General features: G+C 75.9%; 16 protein-coding genes. 11 read left to right on the top strand and 5 right to left on the bottom strand.

Going from position 1 to position 17094, the window contains the following annotated elements:
- Positions 1-658 (bottom strand): ROK family transcriptional regulator (locus KIK08_RS29970; protein WP_214406660.1); only part of this gene is annotated, 658 nt, incomplete at its 3' end.
- Between the two features lie 333 nt (positions 659-991).
- Between KIK08_RS29970 and KIK08_RS29975 the strand changes: the two genes are divergently transcribed.
- From KIK08_RS29975 to KIK08_RS29985, 3 genes are all read left to right on the top strand, one after another.
- The gene (locus KIK08_RS29975; RefSeq protein ID WP_214406661.1) at positions 992-2122 is read left to right on the top strand and encodes an alpha/beta hydrolase fold domain-containing protein; all 1131 of its coding nucleotides are present in this window, start codon (positions 992-994) and stop codon (positions 2120-2122) included.
- 146 nt (positions 2123-2268) lie between these two features.
- Positions 2269-4413 carry a protein kinase domain-containing protein gene (locus tag KIK08_RS29980; protein WP_214406662.1) on the top strand — a complete coding sequence of 715 codons (2145 nt, stop codon included), beginning with the start codon at positions 2269-2271 and terminating at the stop codon, positions 4411-4413.
- A gap of 99 nt (positions 4414-4512) precedes the next feature.
- Positions 4513-5670 (top strand): CapA family protein, encoded by a 1158-nt coding sequence (locus tag KIK08_RS29985; RefSeq protein ID WP_214406663.1) that lies wholly within the window; start codon positions 4513-4515, stop codon positions 5668-5670.
- A 46-nt stretch (positions 5671-5716) separates the two neighbouring features.
- Here KIK08_RS29985 and KIK08_RS29990 read toward each other — a convergent pair whose 3' ends face one another.
- From KIK08_RS29990 to KIK08_RS30000, 3 genes are all read right to left on the bottom strand, one after another.
- Entirely contained in the window at positions 5717-6154 is a 438-nt protein-coding gene (locus tag KIK08_RS29990) for a hypothetical protein (protein ID WP_214406664.1), read from the bottom strand.
- A 78-nt stretch (positions 6155-6232) separates the two neighbouring features.
- Complete coding sequence (locus tag KIK08_RS29995) at positions 6233-7129, bottom strand: DUF4333 domain-containing protein (protein ID WP_214406665.1); 897 nt, start codon at positions 7127-7129, stop codon at positions 6233-6235.
- Between the two features lie 134 nt (positions 7130-7263).
- Positions 7264-8568 (bottom strand): MFS transporter, encoded by a 1305-nt coding sequence (locus KIK08_RS30000; protein ID WP_250558106.1) that lies wholly within the window; start codon positions 8566-8568, stop codon positions 7264-7266.
- Positions 8569-8825: 257 nt separating this feature from the next.
- On the opposite strand from KIK08_RS30000, the gene KIK08_RS41985 reads away from it, so the two are divergent.
- From KIK08_RS41985 to KIK08_RS30015, 3 genes are read left to right on the top strand one after another with little or no spacing between them, the layout of a single operon-like run.
- Positions 8826-10550, top strand: coding sequence for a PP2C family protein-serine/threonine phosphatase (locus KIK08_RS41985; RefSeq protein ID WP_214406666.1), 1725 nt, complete (start codon positions 8826-8828; stop codon positions 10548-10550).
- Entirely contained in the window at positions 10547-11602 is a 1056-nt protein-coding gene (locus tag KIK08_RS30010) for a cobalamin B12-binding domain-containing protein (RefSeq protein ID WP_214406667.1), read from the top strand. Before KIK08_RS41985 ends, KIK08_RS30010 begins: the two co-directional genes overlap by 4 nt.
- Positions 11599-11952 (top strand): STAS domain-containing protein, encoded by a 354-nt coding sequence (locus KIK08_RS30015; RefSeq protein WP_214406668.1) that lies wholly within the window; start codon positions 11599-11601, stop codon positions 11950-11952. The genes KIK08_RS30010 and KIK08_RS30015 overlap by 4 nt, the downstream gene beginning before the upstream one ends.
- Before the next feature lie 100 nt (positions 11953-12052).
- On the opposite strand, the gene KIK08_RS30020 is transcribed toward KIK08_RS30015, so the two are convergent.
- A complete protein-coding gene (locus KIK08_RS30020) occupies positions 12053-13045 on the bottom strand; it encodes an EamA family transporter (protein WP_214406669.1) in 993 nt (330 codons plus the stop codon).
- Positions 13046-13083: 38 nt separating this feature from the next.
- Between KIK08_RS30020 and KIK08_RS30025 the strand changes: the two genes are divergently transcribed.
- From KIK08_RS30025 to KIK08_RS30045, 5 genes are all read left to right on the top strand, one after another.
- Positions 13084-13614 carry a CGNR zinc finger domain-containing protein gene (locus KIK08_RS30025; protein WP_214406670.1) on the top strand — a complete coding sequence of 177 codons (531 nt, stop codon included), beginning with the start codon at positions 13084-13086 and terminating at the stop codon, positions 13612-13614.
- 36 nt (positions 13615-13650) lie between these two features.
- Positions 13651-15618 (top strand): ABC1 kinase family protein, encoded by a 1968-nt coding sequence (locus KIK08_RS30030; RefSeq protein WP_308257983.1) that lies wholly within the window; start codon positions 13651-13653, stop codon positions 15616-15618.
- Positions 15615-16184 carry an NUDIX hydrolase gene (locus tag KIK08_RS30035; protein WP_214406671.1) on the top strand — a complete coding sequence of 190 codons (570 nt, stop codon included), beginning with the start codon at positions 15615-15617 and terminating at the stop codon, positions 16182-16184. The genes KIK08_RS30030 and KIK08_RS30035 overlap by 4 nt, the downstream gene beginning before the upstream one ends.
- Before the next feature lie 118 nt (positions 16185-16302).
- Positions 16303-16743 carry an Hsp20/alpha crystallin family protein gene (locus KIK08_RS30040; protein ID WP_214406672.1) on the top strand — a complete coding sequence of 147 codons (441 nt, stop codon included), beginning with the start codon at positions 16303-16305 and terminating at the stop codon, positions 16741-16743.
- A 42-nt stretch (positions 16744-16785) separates the two neighbouring features.
- Positions 16786-17094, top strand: a 309-nt coding sequence (locus tag KIK08_RS30045; protein WP_214406673.1) for a hypothetical protein, incomplete at its 3' end; no start/stop codon positions are given.

The following is a 17094-nucleotide window of genomic DNA, read 5'->3' on the forward strand; positions in this document are numbered from 1 at the left end:
CCACGACCAGGGTGCCGCCCACGCCGACCTCGACGGTCAGGTGCAGCGCGGCGCGCGCCCCGGCCGCGGCGCCCGAGCGCGCCTCGGCCACCCCGGCCAGGGTGGCGTCGTTGCCCACGAGCAGCGGCCGCTGCCCCGGCGGCGCGAGCGCGGCCAGGTCGACCGGCCCCCACCCCAGCGTCGACGCCTGCACCAGGTGCCCGTCGCGGACGGTCGCCGCCACCGACACCGAGACCGCCCGCAGCCGCCGCCCCCACCGGTCGAACGCGCGCCCGGTGGCGGCGGCGACCACCCGCAGGACCGCCTCCGGCTCGTGCGCGTGCCGCCCGCCCTCGACGACCTCGACCTCGCCGTCCAGGCCGGCCACCCCGACCCGCCAGTCCTCGTGGCGGACCTCGACCGCCAGCACCAGCGGCCCGGCCGGGTGCGGGCCGAGCACCGACGTCGGGCGCCCGCGCCCGGACGTCGCGGCCGCGGTCTCGACGACGAGGTCGAGCTCGCGCAGCCGGGCGGCGATCTCGGTGGCGGTCCCGCTGGCCAGGCCGAGGTCCCGGGCCAGTGCGGCGCGGGTGCTCCCGGGCTCGCGGCGCATCCGGTCGAGCACGGCCGCGGGACCGCGCCAGCGGGCCTGGTACGCGGACGCGCGCCCTGTCGACATGACCCCGGCCTCCCGATGCTCGTATGACGAGGTTATTGGTCCGGCGGGAGGCCCGATGCGGGCAGGCACCAGCGGCGCGCCGACCCGCCCCATCGAGCAGGTCGGCCTGCCCCGGGCGACCATCGGGTTCGCCGGCCGACCGCGCCCGTCCCCCACCGACCGGCCAGGACCGGTTCGCCACGTCCTGCGGCGGTGGGCGGCGGTCGTGGTGCCGATGCGGTGGCGCCGGCCGTCGCCGACCGGCCGCCCGCGCCGCGAGCGCGTTCCCGACCTCGCCCCGATCGCCTACCGTGGATCTCCTCGGCCCGGGAACGGGCCCCCGGAGGAGGCACGATGACAACGCAGTCGTCGCAGTCGTCAGTCACGCCGTCGTCAACAGCGCAGCCGTCCGAGACCGGCGCCCCCGGGCGCCTCGGCGACCCCCACCTCGAACTGCGCACCGACCCGCGCAGCGACCCCCGGATGGTGGCCGCGCTGGCCCCGTTCGGCCTGGACGGCGCCGGCGCGCCGCCACCGGTCGACCGCAACTCGCCGCGCGAGGCCCAGTTGGCCTTCCTCGCCGAGGCCGAGGCCGGCTTCGAGGCCGTGTTCGCCGCGCTCATGCAGGACCTCCCGCCCGTCGAGGGCGTCGAGCACTCGACCGAGACCATCACCGGGCCCGGCGGCACCCCGATCACCCTGTTCGTCAGCCGGCCGGCCGGCGCGGCGGGCCCGCTGCCCGGCGTCCTGCACGTGCACGGCGGCGGCATGGTCATCCTGTCCGCCGCCGGACCGGCCTACGTCCGCGTGCGCGACGAGATCGCGGCGACCGGGGCCGTCGTCGTGGGCGTCGAGTACCGCAACGGCGCGGGCGTGCTCGGCGCGCACCCGTTCCCGGCGGGCCTGGACGACTGCACGGCCGCCCTGCACTGGGTGCACGAGCACCGCGAGCGGCTCGGCATCTCCACCCTCACCCTGGCCGGCGAGTCCGGCGGGGCCAACCTGGCCCTGGCCACCGCGCTGCGGGCCAAGCAGGAGGGCGGGCTCGACGCGGTCGACGGCGTGTACGCGATGGTCCCCTACGTCTCCGGCCTCTACGGCGGTACCGAGACCGAACGGGTGCGGGCACTGCCGTCGCTGGTGGAGAACGACGGCTACTTCATCTCCTGCGCGCTGATGGACGTCATGGTCGCCGTCTACGACCCGGGCGGCGCGCACGCCACCGATCCGCTGGCCTGGCCGTACCACGCATCGGTCGACGAGGTGGCGGGGCTGCCGCCGCACGTCGTCTCGGTGTGCGAGGTCGACCCGCTGCGCGACGAGGGCATCGCCTACCACGAGACGCTGCAGCGGGCCGGCGTGCCGTCGACGCTGCGCGTCGTGCCCGGCACCTGCCACGCCGGCGACGTGATCTTCCGGGCGGCGATGCCGGAGGTGTTCGCGGCCACGATGACCGACATCCACCGGTTCGTCAGCGGGCTGTAGGGGGCGCCGACCGTCGAGAACGACGTTGTCGTGAATTGGACCGGTCCACAATGACAGCAAGTTCGTTCTCGACGGGGAGGGCTCGTCCGATCGGGTGACGAGTTGTGCCGGGTGGGCCCCGTTCACGTGTCACCAATGTGGAGCGCGTGCGCGGGGACACCGGTCCGGGGTACGAAGACGCCCCGACGGCACCGGTGCGGGGCGAGATGTTCGGCCCGTACCGGCTCGAAGGGCTGATCGGGCAGGGCGGGATGGGCGAGGTCCATCGGGCCTTCGACGTCGAGCGCACCCGGCTCGTCGCGCTCAAGCGGATGCCCCGCCACCTCGGCTCGGACCCCGAGTTCCGGGCCCGGTTCTCCGTCGAGGCGCAGATCGCCGCCCGCATGCGCAACCCGCACGTCATCCCGATCCACGACTACGGCCAGATCGACGGGCAGCCGTTCATCGACATGCGCCTGGTCGACGGCGTCGACCTCAAGTCGCGCCTGGAGGTCGAGGGCGCGCTGCGCCCCGAGCAGGCCGTGGCCATCGTCGCCCAGATCGCCAGCGCGCTCGACGCCGCGCACGCCGAGGGCCTGGTGCACCGCGACGTCAAGCCGTCGAACGTGCTCACCGCGGACGGCGACTTCGTCTACCTGATCGACTTCGGGCTGGCCAGGGACATGGCCGCCGCGCGGGTGACCCGCACCGGGGTGGCCGTGGGCACGCTGGCCTACATGGCCCCGGAGCGCTTCGCCGGGCCCGGCGACCACCGCGTCGACGTGTACGCGCTGGCCTGCATCCTGCACGAGTCCCTCACCGGCTCGGCCCCGTTCCCGGTCGAGGACTTCCTGGCGATCATGGGCGCGCACGTCACGGCGCCCCCGCCCAAGCCCTCGGCGTTCCGCACCGACGTCTCCGCGGCCATGGACGCCGTCGTCGCGCGGGGCATGCACAAGGACCCGGGGCAGCGCTACGAGCGCGCAGGCGACCTGGCCGCCGCGGCCAAGGCGGCGCTCGCCGACGCCGTCGCCAACCCGCGACCGACCCACGCCTCCGGCCCGACCGTCAGCGGTCCCGTCCGGCGCGTCCCCGCGCACAGCGGCCCGGTGGGTGGCGGGCCGGTCGGGTACCGCCCGACGGACAGCGATCCCCTCGGCCGGCCCCGCACGCCCACCGGCACGGTCCGCGGCGCGATGCCGCCGCTGCCCCCGATGCTGGTCCCGATGCCGCACGTGCCGGCGCCCCGGCGCCGGTCGCTGCTGCGCCCGTCGGTCCTGATCACCGCGGCGGGCGTGGTCATCGCGCTCCTGCTCGGGACCTACGCGGCGGTGCTGGACGGCGACGAGCCGGTCGACGGGGCGACGGTCGGCGAGTCGGGGGTGGCCTTCGACAGCGAGGGCGGCGGGGGCGAGGAGGTCCTCCCGGCCTCGGTCTCGACGACGATCGCCATCGGCGAGTCGCCGCGGAACCTGGCGATCACCGCCGACAGCAGCCTCCTGTACGCCACCAACCGCGACGACGACTCGATCTCGGTGATCGACACGGCCACCGACGCGGTAGTGCGGACGGTGCAACTGCTGGGCGGCAACGGCCCGGAGGGCATCGCGCTGACCCCGGACGGGAGCACCTCGTTCGTGGTCGACCACCTCTCCAGCAGCGTCGCCGTGATCGACAACGAGCGCGGCGAGGTGGAGCGCTACATCCCCGTCGACACCGGGCCGACCGACGTCGTCGTGGACGACCAGGGCTTCGCGTACGTGACCACCCTGGACGGCAGCTCGGTGCTGAAGCTGGACACCGAGGAGGTGCTCGGGGCGGTCACCGCCGAGGGCAGGCCGCAGTCGCTGGCCGTCTCCCCCGACGGCAGCCTCGGCCTGATCACCAAGGGCGAGAGCGGCTCGCTGGTGGTCATGGACCTGAGCGACTTCTCGATCTTCGACGAGATCCGGGTGGGCACGGGCCCCGACGGGGTGGCCGTCTCCGACGACCTGGAGACGGCCTACGTCGTCAACATCGGCGACAACACCGTCTCGGTCGTCGACCTCATCCTGGGCGAGGTGGTCAGCACGATCCCGGTCGGCGAGCGCCCGATCTCGGTGGCCCTGCACCCGGACGGGCGCACCGCCTACGTCACCAACAACAGCTCGGGCACCCTGTCGGTCATCGACACGGCGGCGAACCGGGTCACCGAGACGGTGCCGGTCGGGCTGGCGCCGGAGGCGGTGGCGGTGGCCCCGGACGGGCTGCGCGCCTACGTGGTGAACGCGGGCGACGGCTCCGTCTCGGTGGTCGACACCGCCCGCGGCTGACCGCCCGTCCGGGGCCCAAGACCCCCCTTCCCGGTCCTACCGGGGCGATCACTTCCTCTGCCAGGCTTGCCCCGGACGGCGGGTACGGAGGGGGTCTGGGTGGCGGTATCGAGGCGTGCGGCGGATCGACGCACCCGCTGGATCGGCCTGGCCGCCGCCGTGCTCGGCTCGGTGGCCACCGCGGCCTGCGGCGGCTCCGTCCCGCCCGCGACGAGCACCGAGCCCGTCGCCGCGACGAGCGCAGCCGCCGCTCCTCCCAGCACCGCGCCGCCGACCGCCCCGCGCACCACGGCGGCGGAGCCGACCACCAGGGTCGTGGCCGCCCCCAGAATGACCGTGATCACGCCCCCGCCGACGACCGCACCGCCGGTGTCCCCCGGCCGGCAGCGGCTGGTCGTGCACGGCACCGGCGACGTCAACCTCGACCCGGACTACGTGCCCGCCCTGCGCGCCGAGGGCTACGGGCACGCCTGGTCGGGCCTCGGCGACCTCTTCACCGCCGACGACCTGACCGTGGTCAACCTGGAGTGCCCCGTCTCCACCCGCGGCACCCCGGTGCCGGACAAGCAGTTCACCTTCCGCTGCGACCCGGCCGCGCTGCCGGCGGCCCGCGCGGCCGGCGTCGACGTGGTCAACCTGGCCAACAACCACAGCCGCGACTACGGCCCCGACGCCCTGCTCGACTCGATCACGCACTCCGAGGCCGCCGGGATCGCCCCGGTGGGCGTCGGCCCGGACGCGACAGCGGCCAACGCCCCCGCGATCGTCGAACGCGGCGGCTGGCGGATCGCGGTGCTCGGTTTCGGCGGGGTCGTGCCGGCCGCCGACTGGCTCGCCGGCCCGGACCGCCCCGGCATGGCCGACGGCGACGACACCGCCGCGATGACCGCGGCGGTGCGGGCCGCGGCCCGGCAGGCCGACCTGGTGTTCGTCTCGATCCACTGGGGCGCCGAGCTGGACACCGAGCCGCGCCCCGACGACGTGGCCAGGGCCCGGGCGATGATCGAGGCCGGGGCGGACGGCGTCTTCGGCCACCACGCGCACCGGCTGCAGCCGCTGGGCGCCCACGACGACCGGCCGGTCGCGTGGGGCCTGGGCAACTTCGTCTGGCCCCGGCTGTCGGCGGCCTCCGCGCGCACCGCGGTGGCGGAGTTCGTCGTCGAGCCCGACGGCACCGTGCACGGCTGCCTCCTGCCGGCGGAGATCGTCTCCTCCGGGCACCCGGTGCTCACCGGGCCGCGCGCCTGCCCCGGCTGACCCGGACGGCGCCGCTGGTCGCGGAGTTCATCGTCCGGGCCGGCGCTCAGCAGCTGGACGAACCGCTGTCGGACGACGAACTGCTCGACGACGAACCGCTGTCCGACGAGCTGCTCGACGATCCGCTGTCCGACGACGAGCTGCTCCAGCCGCTGTCCGAGCAGTGCGAACCGCCGTGGTCGGACGAGCCGGACCACCCGTGCTCGTGGCCCGCGTGGCCGCCCCCGGGACCGCCCGTGCCGTGCCCGGCGTGGCTCGGCCGGCCGCGGTCCGTCCAGCCGGCGTCCCACCAGTCGGCCGGGCCCGGGTCCGCCGACGCGCTCCCCCCGCGGGCCCCGCCGAAGACCGCGCTCATCTCGCGGTCGAGCGGCTGCATCATCCGGCGGAAGTTCCGCCGGATCGTCAGCACCACGGTGAGCGCGAGCCCGACGGCCAGCAGGACCCCGCCCACCGGGAACAGCCAGATGTAGTCCATGTCGTCCATGTCTCCCCCTCTCGTGGGGAGTATCGCCAGCCCGTCCGCGTGGAAGCCAGGGACTTGAGATGGACTTGAGCCGGCCCGTCACACCGACTGCAGGTCGTAGACCACCAGGCCGTCCTCCAGCGCGGCCACCGCGACCCGCAGGTCGAGGCGGTCGCCGCCGCCGGTGACCGTGCAGAGCGTCGACGCGCCGACTTCCGGGTCGAGCCCGCCGTCGCAGTCGGCGGAGTCGACGACCGCGCCGTACTCCTGCGCGATCAGGTAGGCGACGTCCTGCTCAACCACGTCCCGGGCGACCGCGCGCGCCTGCAGCGCGATGTCGAACTCGACCTCCGCGGCGGTGACGGCGCTGACCGTGACCACCGCGTCGACCGGCTGGCCGCCCACCGCGAACTCGCAGCGCACGCTGCGCCCGGTCTCGCCGATCAGCGCGCCGGGGCAGTCCGCGCCGCCGTCGACGTCGTGGCCCAGCGTTCCCACGTGCTCGTCGACGGCGGTCGCCACGTCCTGGGGGGCGACCAGCGGGGCGTCCGAGGTGGTGTCGAAGACGACCTGGTCGCCGCGCACCGAGCTGACCCGCGCGACCGCGCCCACCGCCCGGCCGTCGACGGTGTAGGTGCACCGGACCTCCGCCCCCACCTCGGCCGGCAGGTCCTGCGGGCAGTCGACGGCGGACGCGACGACCCCCCGCTCGCCCAGCTGCTCGGAGATCCCCGCGGCCACGTCCGCGCGCGCGACGCTCGGCGAGAAGAAGCCGAGCAGGGCGAGCACGCCACCGGCCGCCCCCAACAGCGCGACCAGACCTCCCACGACGGCCCACACGACCCCGGCCCGTGACCGCCGGGCGACGGGCGGCGGCGGGACCGGGTGGGGACCCGCGAGCGGCGGGACCCGGTGGGCGGGCGCGAACGCCGACGGCGGACGGGGCCCGCCCGGGCCGGGCATCGGGGTCGGGTCGGGGGTCGTGGTCGGGTGCATGGCGGGCCTCCAGTCGGATCGGTCCGCCCACGGTGGTCCGACCCGCTTGGCGCCGACTTGCCGCGCACCGACCGCCGGCGCGCCGCGGTCCGCGCCGACCGCAAGTCAGCGGCAAGTCCTGCCCCCGGGCCGGCTCAGTCCAGGACCTTCCCGTTCGTCTCGGGCAGCGTCAGGATCGCCAGGAAGGCGACCGCCGCGCCCACCGCGACGTACCAGAAGAAGAACTCGGCCAGCCCCGCCTCGCCCAGCGCGCTGACGATCAGCGGCGCGGTGCCCCCGAACAGCGCGACGGTCAGGTTGTACCAGGCGCCGATGCCCAGCCCGCGCAGCTCGGTCGGGAACAGCTCGCTCATGATCGCCGGCGCGATCGAGGTCATCATCGTGTAGAGCCCCAGGCCCACGCAGAACACGACCAGCAGGTTGCCCAGCCCCGGCCCGATGAGCGTGGACAGCGGCACGATCAGCACCGCGATGGCCGCCGCCCACACCAGCAGCTGCGGCTTGCGCCCGAACCGGTCCGACAGCGCGCCCATCGGGTACTGCAGCACGATGAACAGGCCGGTCGCGATCGACAGCGCCACGAACACGTCGTTGTCGCTCGCACCCCGGTAGTTGACGGCGAACGGGGTCAGCGAGGAGAAGAAGGTGTAGTAGCAGAGCGTGGACAGCAGCGTGAAGCCGATGAGCTGGCCGACGGCCATGGGGTGCTCGCGCAGCGTCGTCAACAGCGGGTTGCGCACCGACCGCGCCTTGGCCTTGTTGTCCTCGAACAGCTCGGTCTCGGGCATCGCCCGGCGCAGCCACAGCCCGACGACGCCGAGCACGCCGCCGATCAGGAACGGGATGCGCCAACCCCACGCGGCCAGGTCCTCCGGGCTGAGGGCCCCGGTCAGCAGGGCGCCGAGCAGCGAGGCCAGCAGCACCGCGGACCCGGTGGAGATGTAGAAGAACGCCGAGTAGCGGCCGCGGCGCGCGGGCGGCGCGATCTCGGCCAGGTAGGCCGAGGCGTTGGAGACCTCACCGCCCAGCGACAGGCCCTGCGCGATCCGGGCCAGCAGCAGCAGGATCGGGGCCAGCCAGCCGATCAGCGCGTAGGTCGGCAGCAGCCCGATCACCACCGACCCGCCCGCCATCAGCGTGATGGTCAACAGCATCGCGGTGCGCCTGCCGCGCAGGTCGGCGAAGCGGCCCAGCAGCAACCCGCCCAGCGGGCGGAAGAAGAACGCCAGCGCGTAGGTCGCCAGCGTGCTCAGCAGCGCCAGTGAGGCGTTCTCCTTGGGGAAGATCTGGGTCGCGAAGTAGATGCTGAACGTCACGTAGATCGTCCAGTCGTACCACTCGATGGCGTTGCCGATGGACGCCGCGACGAGCGTGCGCACGGGGAGCCGGTGGCGCTCCCCCGTGGCGACCGCGGACGTCGGATCGGAAGCGGGCGGCAGGTCGGACACGGCAACCCCCCCGGGGCGCGACGACAGGGTGCGGGCAACGTAAGCACGTGCGGTCGCGACCGCACCTTCTGGCGCACAGGACGCCGCGGTGCGCGGCCCGCTCGCGCGGCTCCGCGCCGGCGTTCCGCCGCGGGCCGGCCCGCACACCCGGCCGAGGGCCGGCCCGGCGGCTACGCTCACCCGGTGGAACCATCCGGACGAGCCCGTGGGAAGACCAGCACCGCGACGAGCACTGCGACCCCGACAGCGTGACCCGGCACGGGGTGAACGCCGACGCGGACCGGTCCACGACCGCTCCTCCCCGGGCGAGCGCCCGTCCGGCCGGGCCCGAGCACCGGCCGGCCACCGAGCCGCCGACCGTCGAGGCGCACCTGCTGGAGGGCTCGCGGACCGGCGTCATCGCCTGCGACGAGCGCCGGGTGGTGCGCTCGGCCAACGCCGCCGCCCTGCGGCTGCTGCCCGGCCTGGCCGTCGGCGAGGTCCTCCCGGCCGGCCCGGCCGGTCTCCCGAGCTCGGCCGACGGGGAGACCGTCGAGCTGGAGGTCGGGGGCCGTTCGCTCGCCGCCCGCCGCCAGGACCTGCCCCACGGGTGGTCGGGCTGGCACGTCGAGGACGTCACCGAGCCCCGTTCCCGCACCGACAACCTGCTCGCCGAGCGGGCCCGCTCCCGGTTCCTGGCCGAGGCCAGCAACCGGCTCAAGCTCTCGCTGCACCCCGGCCGCACGGCCCGCGCCGCCGCGCAACTGGCCGCCCGCCTGGCCGACGCGGCGATCGTCGTGCTGCCGGTCGCGGCCGGCACCGTGCAGTGGTTCCGCTGCGGCACCGACGAGGCCGGCTCCGGCCGGTTGCCGGCCCGCGAGCTGCCCGAACCGGTGGCCGCCGCGCTCGACGGCCGGACCGTGCCACCCGCCCCGCTGCTGCCCGCCGAGCTGGGCGGCGAGCCGTGGGCCCCGCAGGCCCCGACGGCCGGGGCGCTCGTCACCGCGCTGCCCGGCAACGGCAAGCCCGCCGGCGCGCTCGTGCTGCTGCGCCACGGCGACCGGCCCGACGACGCCGGCCCGGACGCCGCGCTCGTGCACGAGTTCGCCCAGCACGCCGGGATCGCCCTGGCCGCCGCCGCGCTCTACGCCCAGCAGGCCCGCACCGCCGGGGTGCTCAAGCGCAGCCTGATGGAGCCGCGGCTGCCCGAGGTCGAGGGCGTCACCCTGGGCGCCGCCTACCGGCCCGCCGAGGAGGGCCTGCTGATCGGCGGCGACTTCTACGACGTGCACCCCTGCCGCCCCGACGACCCGAACGGCACGATGCTGCTGCTCGGCGACGTCTGCGGGAAGGGCGTCGACGCCGCGGTCAGCACCGGTCAGCTGCGCCAGTCGGTGCGCGCGCTGCGCCGCGTCGAGCCCGACCCGGTCCGGCTGCTGGAACTGCTCGACGCCACGATGCTGGAGGCCGTCCCCGAGGACGCCGACCCCCGCTTCGCCACCCTGGTGCTGGGCACCGTCCGGCCGCTGCCCGGCGGCGGGCTGCGGCTCGTGCTGGCCGGCGGCGGGCACCCGGCGCCGATGGTCGTGCGCCGCGACGGCGTGGAGGTCGTCGAGATCGGCGGCACGCTGGTCGGCGGGATGCGGCGGGCCCGGTTCCGCAGCCGCACCGTCGACCTCGCCCCCGGCGAGGCCTGCGTGCTCTACACCGACGGCGTCACCGAGGCCCGCGGCGGCTTCGACGGCGCCCAGCTCTTCGGCGAGGAGCGGCTGGCCGAGACCCTGCGCGGCTGCCACGTCCTGCCCGCCCCCGGCATCGCCGAGCGGGTCGTCCAGCACGCCGACCGCTGGCTGGCCTCCGGCAACCACGACGACATCGCGGTGCTCGTCGTGCAGGCGCCGCTGCCGGTCGGCCCGGCGGCCGGGCGCCGCCACCTGCACGCCGTCACCGCGGCCGAGCCCACCACGACGGGAGCCGAGGAGGAGCCCGCTTGACCACCGCCCCACCGCGTCCCCCCGGCGTCGGCACCGGCGTCGCCGACGAGTTCTTCGACGCCTTGACCAGGGCCGACGAGCAGCACGCCCTCGACGTCGCCGGCGGCCTCGTCGCCGCGGGCACCCCGGTCGCCGACGTCCTGCTCGACCTGGTCGGTCCGGCGCAGCAGCGGGTCGGGCTGCTCTGGCAGCGCGGCGAGTGGAGCGTCGCCCAGGAGCACGCCGCCACCTGCATCAACGAGCGCGTCGTCGCCGCCGTCGGCGGCCTCGCCCGGGGCTCGGGCGAGCGCGGCCACATCGTGCTGGGCTGCCTGGACGGCGAGTGGCACTCGCTGCCCGCCCGGATCGTGGGCGAGGTCCTGCGCCAGCACGGCTGGCGGGTCACCTTCCTCGGCGCCAGCGTCCCCACCGCGCACCTGGTCTCCTACCTGCACGAGCAGGGCCCCGACGTGGTGGCGGTGAGCTGCGCGCTGCCGGTGCACCTGCCCGGCGCGCACCGCACGATCGCCGCCGCGCAGCGCACCGGCACCCCGGTGCTGGCCGGCGGGCCCGGCTTCGGCGCCGACGGCCGCTGGGCGCGGCTGCTCGGCGTCGACGCCTACGCCGCCACCGCCACCGAGGCCGTCGGGCTGCTCGACAGCGGCCGCTGGGCCGACGTGCCCGGCGGCGCCGGGCACGCGGCCGTCCCGGAGTCCGGCGGCGCCGAGTACTGCGGGCTGCGCGCTCGGCGCTCGGCGCTCGTCCGCGACGCCGTCGACGCCCTCGGCGGCGCCTCCCCGCTGGCCGGTGGCGGCGGCACCCTCGACGGCGACGCCTACGACGACACCGGCCAGCTCGTCGACTTCCTGGCCGCCGCGGTCTACCTGCAGGACCGCGACCTGTTCCTCGACCACGTCCGCTGGCTGGGCCTGGTGCTCGCCGCCCGCGGCGTGCCGACGACCGGCGTGCGCACCACCCTGGACAGCCTCGACGCCGGCCTGCACGACTTCCCCTTCGCCCAGGGCTGCATCGCCGACGCGCGGACCGTGCTCGCCGCGGAGGTGTCGCGGTGAGCCGGGCCGACCACCTCCGGGTCGGCGTCGACCCGTCCTCCGGGGTGGTCGCGCTGGTCGGGGAGCTGACCTTCACCACCGTCCCCACCCTCGACGACCTGCTCCGCGAGCACCTCCCGGCGCACCCCGACGTGGTCCTCGACGTCACCGGCCTCACCTTCTGCGACTCCGCCGGCCTCTCCGCCCTCATCGGCGCCACCCGCCGCGCCGACCTGGTCGGCGGCGGCGTCACCCTCATGGGGCTGCCCGCGCCGCTGGTCAGGCTGCTGCGGCTGACCGGGGTCGAGCCGCTGTTCACCTTCGCCGAGTCCGCTCCCGCGGCCTTCGAAGGGCGCGGCGAGCCCGCGTAGCGGAGCCCCGAGCCGACGTCGCAGGGTTTCCCTACCCGGCGCAGACGCCCGGGCGCCTGCGCCGGGTAGGGGAACCCTGCGACGTGCTCGGGAGGGGCGGTCAGGCCTGCGCGGCCGCGCGGCCCGGCACCGCGGGGTCCGGCGCGGCGTCCCCGCGCCGACCCTCCCCCAGCTTGACCACGCTGATCCCGAGCAGGATCAGCGCCCCGCCGACGACCTGCACCCAGCCGGGCAGCTCGTCGAGCAGCACCCAGGCGAACACGATGGCCGCGACGACCTCCAGCAGCGCGACGAACGAGGCCAGCCGGGAGCCCAGGGCGCGGATGGCGGCGATGCCGGTGACGTAGGCGATGGCGGCGGTGACGACGCCGAGGGCGAGCAGCGGCAGCCAGAAGGGGACGGTGGCGGCGGCGAACTCGACCGGAGCGGTGGACACCGCCAGCGGGACCACCCCGAGCAGCCCGGCGACCAGCAGCACGATCGAGCCGACGACGAGGCCGGCGGCGGCGAGCACCGTGCCGGGCAGGCCGTCGTCGCCGTCGTCGGCGCCGTTCGAGGAGAGCACGAAGTAGGTGGCGGCGCCGGCCATGGCGCCCAGCGCCCACAGGATGCCGACCGCGCTGACCTGCACCCCGGAGAGCAGGTCGAGCACCAGGACGAGCCCGGCGACGCCGATGACCGCGCCCAGGACGGTGAGCCTGCCGGGGCGCTGGCCGTGGCGCAGCCACATCCACAGCACCACCGGGACCGGCGCGGTGTACTCGATCAGCAGCGCCACCCCGACCTGCATGTGGGCCACGGCGTTGAAGTAGGCCAGCTGGCAGCCGGCCACCGCGACCAGCCCGTACGCGGTGATCAGGCCCGCGTTGCGGCGCAGCACCGACCAGCGCCCGCGCAGGTGGCGCAGCGCCAGCGGCACCAGCACCACCGCCCCCACGAGCAGCCGCACGACCACCGCCGCGGCCGACGACCACCCGGCGTCCATCAGCCCGCGGGCGAGCGACCCGGACAGCCCGAACGACGACGCCGACGCGACAGCCCAGAGCAGGCCGGTGGCCGGCGAGATCGTCCTGTCATGTGTCACGGTCGCCATGACCCATGACGCTAGGCGGACCCGAGTAATGTGTCAACATGGCTTTCGACCATGACACGGTCGCGTCGATGCGGGCCGCGGTCGCGCTCGTCAACTCCGCGGAAGCGCCGGACACGATGACGTCGCAGGCCGAGCTGGACGCGTTCTTCGCCGAGCACCACTACACCGGCGGGCGCACCCACGACGACGCCGAGCTCGACGCGGTGCGCGCCCTGCGCGCCCCCCTTCGCCGACTGCTCCTCGCCGACCGCGACACGGCCGTCGAGGTCGTGAACGGCATCCTCGCCGAGCACCGGGCCGTCCCCCAGCTGCTGCGCCACGACGGCTTCGACTACCACGTCCACGCCGTCGACTCCGACGCACCGCTCGCCGTGCGGATCGCGGTGGAGACCGCGATGGCGATGGTCGACCTCATCCGCGCCGACGAGCTGGGTCGGCTGTCGATCTGCGCCGACGACACCTGCGAGGGCGTCGTGGTCGACCTGTCCCGCAACCGGTCGCGCCGCTTCTGCAGCACCGCCTGCGGCAACCGGGTCGCCGCCGCGGCCTACCGCGCCCGCCGGGCCTGATCGCGCGCCACGGCGCCGACGGGCGAGGATGCCGGGGTGACCCTCGCGAGCCTGCTGAGCCTGCCCACGGTCTGGCTGCTCGGGGTGGTGATCAGCCGCCCGCTCGGGCTGGACTTCTCGCTCACCCGCAAGCTCCTCGCCGGGCTGCTCGCCTTCACGATGACCACGTCGGTCATCCGGGCCATCACCCCCGCGTCGGTGGTCGCGGAGGGCAGCAACTTCCCGGCCTTCTGGTACCTGCTGCTCGGCTCGCTGATCAGCGTCGTGGTCGCGATGGTGCTGCTGGTGCTGGTCGAGGCCCTGGTGCCCAGCGGGGCGCTGCCCGGCCCGGTGGCGCTGGCCAGGGCCACCCCGCGCCGGCTCCGGCGGGCCCGGCGCTACCTGCGGATCGCCCGCATCCTGGCCCGCCACGGGCTGGCCGCCTACGTCTTCACCCGCCAGCGACCCGACCTCGCCGGGTCCGACGGCCGGCGCAGGCTGGCCCGCTCGCTCGCCGCGGCGCTCGACGACGCCGGCGTCACCTTCGTCAAGCTGGGCCAGATCCTGGCCACCCGGGCCGACCTGCTGCCGGTCGAGTTCACCGAGGAGCTGGGGCGGCTGCAGACGGCGGCGAGCCCGGTGCCGTGGGAGAGCGTCCGCGCCGTCCTCACCGCCGAGCTGGGGCGCCCGCCGGAGGAGGTGTTCGCCGAGATCGCGGCCGAGCCGCTGGCCGCCGCGTCGATCGCCCAGGTCCACACCGCGACGACGGCCGACGGGCTCCCGGTCGTGGTGAAGGTGCAGCGGCCGGGCATCGAGCAGGTCGTGGACGGCGACCTGGACATCCTGCTGCGGCTGTGCCGGCGGCTGCAGACCCGGACCAGGTGGGGGCGCTCGCTCGGGGTGTCCGCGCTGGCCGAGGGCTTCGCGCAGGCGCTGCGCGAGGAGCTCGACTTCCGCATCGAGGCCCGCAACATCGCGGCGGTGGCCGCGGGCAGCGCCGTGCGGGAGGACCCGGCGGTGCGCGTGCCGGTCGTCGGGGCGGGGGCGGTGACCCGGCGGGTCCTGGTCATGCAGCGGCTGGTCGGGGTGCCGGTGGACGCCGCGCCGGAGGGCGTCGACCGGCCCGCGCTGGCCCGCACGCTGCTGGAGTTCCTGCTGCACCAGGTGCTCGTCGACGGCGTCTTCCACGCCGACCCGCACCCGGGCAACCTGCTGCTGCTCGACCCGGACCCGGACCCCGACGCCGACGGGCCGCGGGTCGGGCTGCTCGACCTCGGCTCCGTCGGGCGGATCGACGCGGTGCTGCGCGCCGGCCTGGCCCGGCTGCTGGTGGCCGTCGACCGGGCCGACCCGGTGGCCGCGGTCGCCGCCCTGACGGCCGTCGCGGACGTGCCCGAAGGCCTCGACGAACGCGCGCTGCAGCGCGACACCGGCCGCTTCCTGGCCCGGAACCTCGGACCGGGCACGTCGCTGTCCGCGGCGCTGGTCGGCGAGCTGTTCGCGCTGCTGGGCCGGCACCGGATCGGCGCGCCGCCCGAGCTGGCGGCCGTGCTGCGCGCCATCGGCACCCTGGAGGGCACGCTGACCCGCCTCGACCCGACCTTCGACGTGGTCGCCGGGGCCAGGGCGTTCGCCGCCCGCCAGGTCGGCGCCGAGCTCGCCCCGGCCGCGCTGCGGCGGACCCTCAACGACGAGCTGCTGTCCCTGCTGCCGCTGGTGCGCGGCCTGCCGCAGCGGGTCGACCGGATGGTCGCGACCCTGGAGGAGGGGCGGCTGACGGTGCGCCTCGCCGGGCCGCCGGGACTGACCGGCGGCGCCGGGCTCAACGCGCTGCTGTCCACCGCCATCGCCGCCACCACCGGGCTGATGGCGGCGCTGCTGCTGGTGGCCGGTGGCGGGCCACGGATCAGCGAGGCGATGTCGCTGCACCAGCTGTTCGGCTACCTGCTGCTGGTCGTGTCGACGATCCTCGGGCTGCGGGTGCTCGGGCTCGTGTACCGGCGCAGGCCGGGGATCGGGCCGTGAGCCGGCGGGTGGAGGCGGCCGTCCTGGTGCCGCTGCACCTCGACGACGCGGGCGAGCGCCGGATCGTGCTGATCGAGCGGACCCGCCACGGCGTGCACGGCGGCCAGATCGCGCTGCCCGGCGGGCGGCGCGAGCCCGGCGACGCCACGGCGCGGGACACGGCCGTCCGGGAGGCGGTCGAGGAGCTGGGCGTCCCGCGCCCGTCGGTCGTCCCGCTGCTCGACCTGCCCCCGGTGACCACGCGCAGCACCGGGTTCGTGGTCACCCCCGTGGTCGGCAGGCTGCTGGCGGTACCGCCGGTGTGGCGGCCGCAGGAGCGCGAGGTCGCCGCGGTGCTCGACGTGCCGGTGGCGGCGCTGCTCGACCCGGCGGCGTCCGGCGAGGAGAGCGTGGAGCTCGGCGTCGCCCCCGGGCGGGCGCGCGTGCCGGCGCTGCGGCTCGGCGAGCACGTCGTGTGGGGGCTGACGCTGCGGATCCTGCTCCCGCTGCTGCCCCGGATCGCCGCCGGCGAGTTCGACGATCCTCCGTTCGGGGGAGCAGCGACACCTAGAACGGTTCAGCGCTAATCTCCACTTGTCAACGGGTAAATCTGTAGTGCACGATAGAGACATCTCCGACCGAGGCCCACAGGTCCGGGTCGGGGTCGCATCGCAGACGCAGCCGCACGAGAGGAGAGAACCCGCGATGCTGATGCGCACGGACCCCTTCCGCGAGTTCGACCGGCTCGCCCAACTGGCGTTCGGAGGCCCGAACGGCCCCTGGGCGCGACCGACCGCCATCCCGATGGACGCCTACCGCAGCGGCGACGAGTACGTCGTCGAGCTCGACGTCCCCGGCGTCGAGCCGTCCGCGATCGAGCTGTCCGTCGAGCGCAACGTGCTGACCGTCAAGGCCGAGCGCCTGCCCGGCCCGCGCGACGAGCACGTGGAGATGCAGGTGGCCGAGCGCGGTCACGGCGTCCGCTCCCGCCGGCTCTTCCTCAGCGACGCCCTGGACGCCGACCGCGTCCGCGCCGACTACCACGCCGGCGTGCTCACCCTGCGCATCCCGGTGGCGGAGCAGGCCAGGCCGCGCACCATCAGCGTCACCGCGGGCGACCGCGAACGCCACGCCATCAGCGCTTGACCCCTGGATCACCCGCCGCGCGAGCACGAGGGGAGGTGTGCGATGACAACCGGACTGCCACCGGCCGCGACCCCCGCCGACCCGGACGCCCTCGGGTCGACCGCCGAGGTCGACCGGGCGTTCCTGGCGATCGTCGCTGAGCTGATCACCGCTGAGCCGATCGCCGAGGGTCCGCCGGACCGCGCGCCGCGCGACCGGCCCGACACCGACCGCACCCCTCCCCGTGCGCGCCGGGCGGTCGGGTGCGCCGCAGGGGGTCGCCCGGGCCCCGGCCGCCGGGGGACGGGGCCCGGCCCGGGGACCGGCCGCGCCCTCGGGGGGCGGCCGGTGCTGCCCCGGGAGCGCTCCCCT

Origin of the sequence: Pseudonocardia lacus (assembly GCF_018531445.1) — a bacterium.
Taxonomy (GTDB): Bacteria; Actinomycetota; Actinomycetes; order Mycobacteriales; family Pseudonocardiaceae; genus Pseudonocardia; species Pseudonocardia lacus.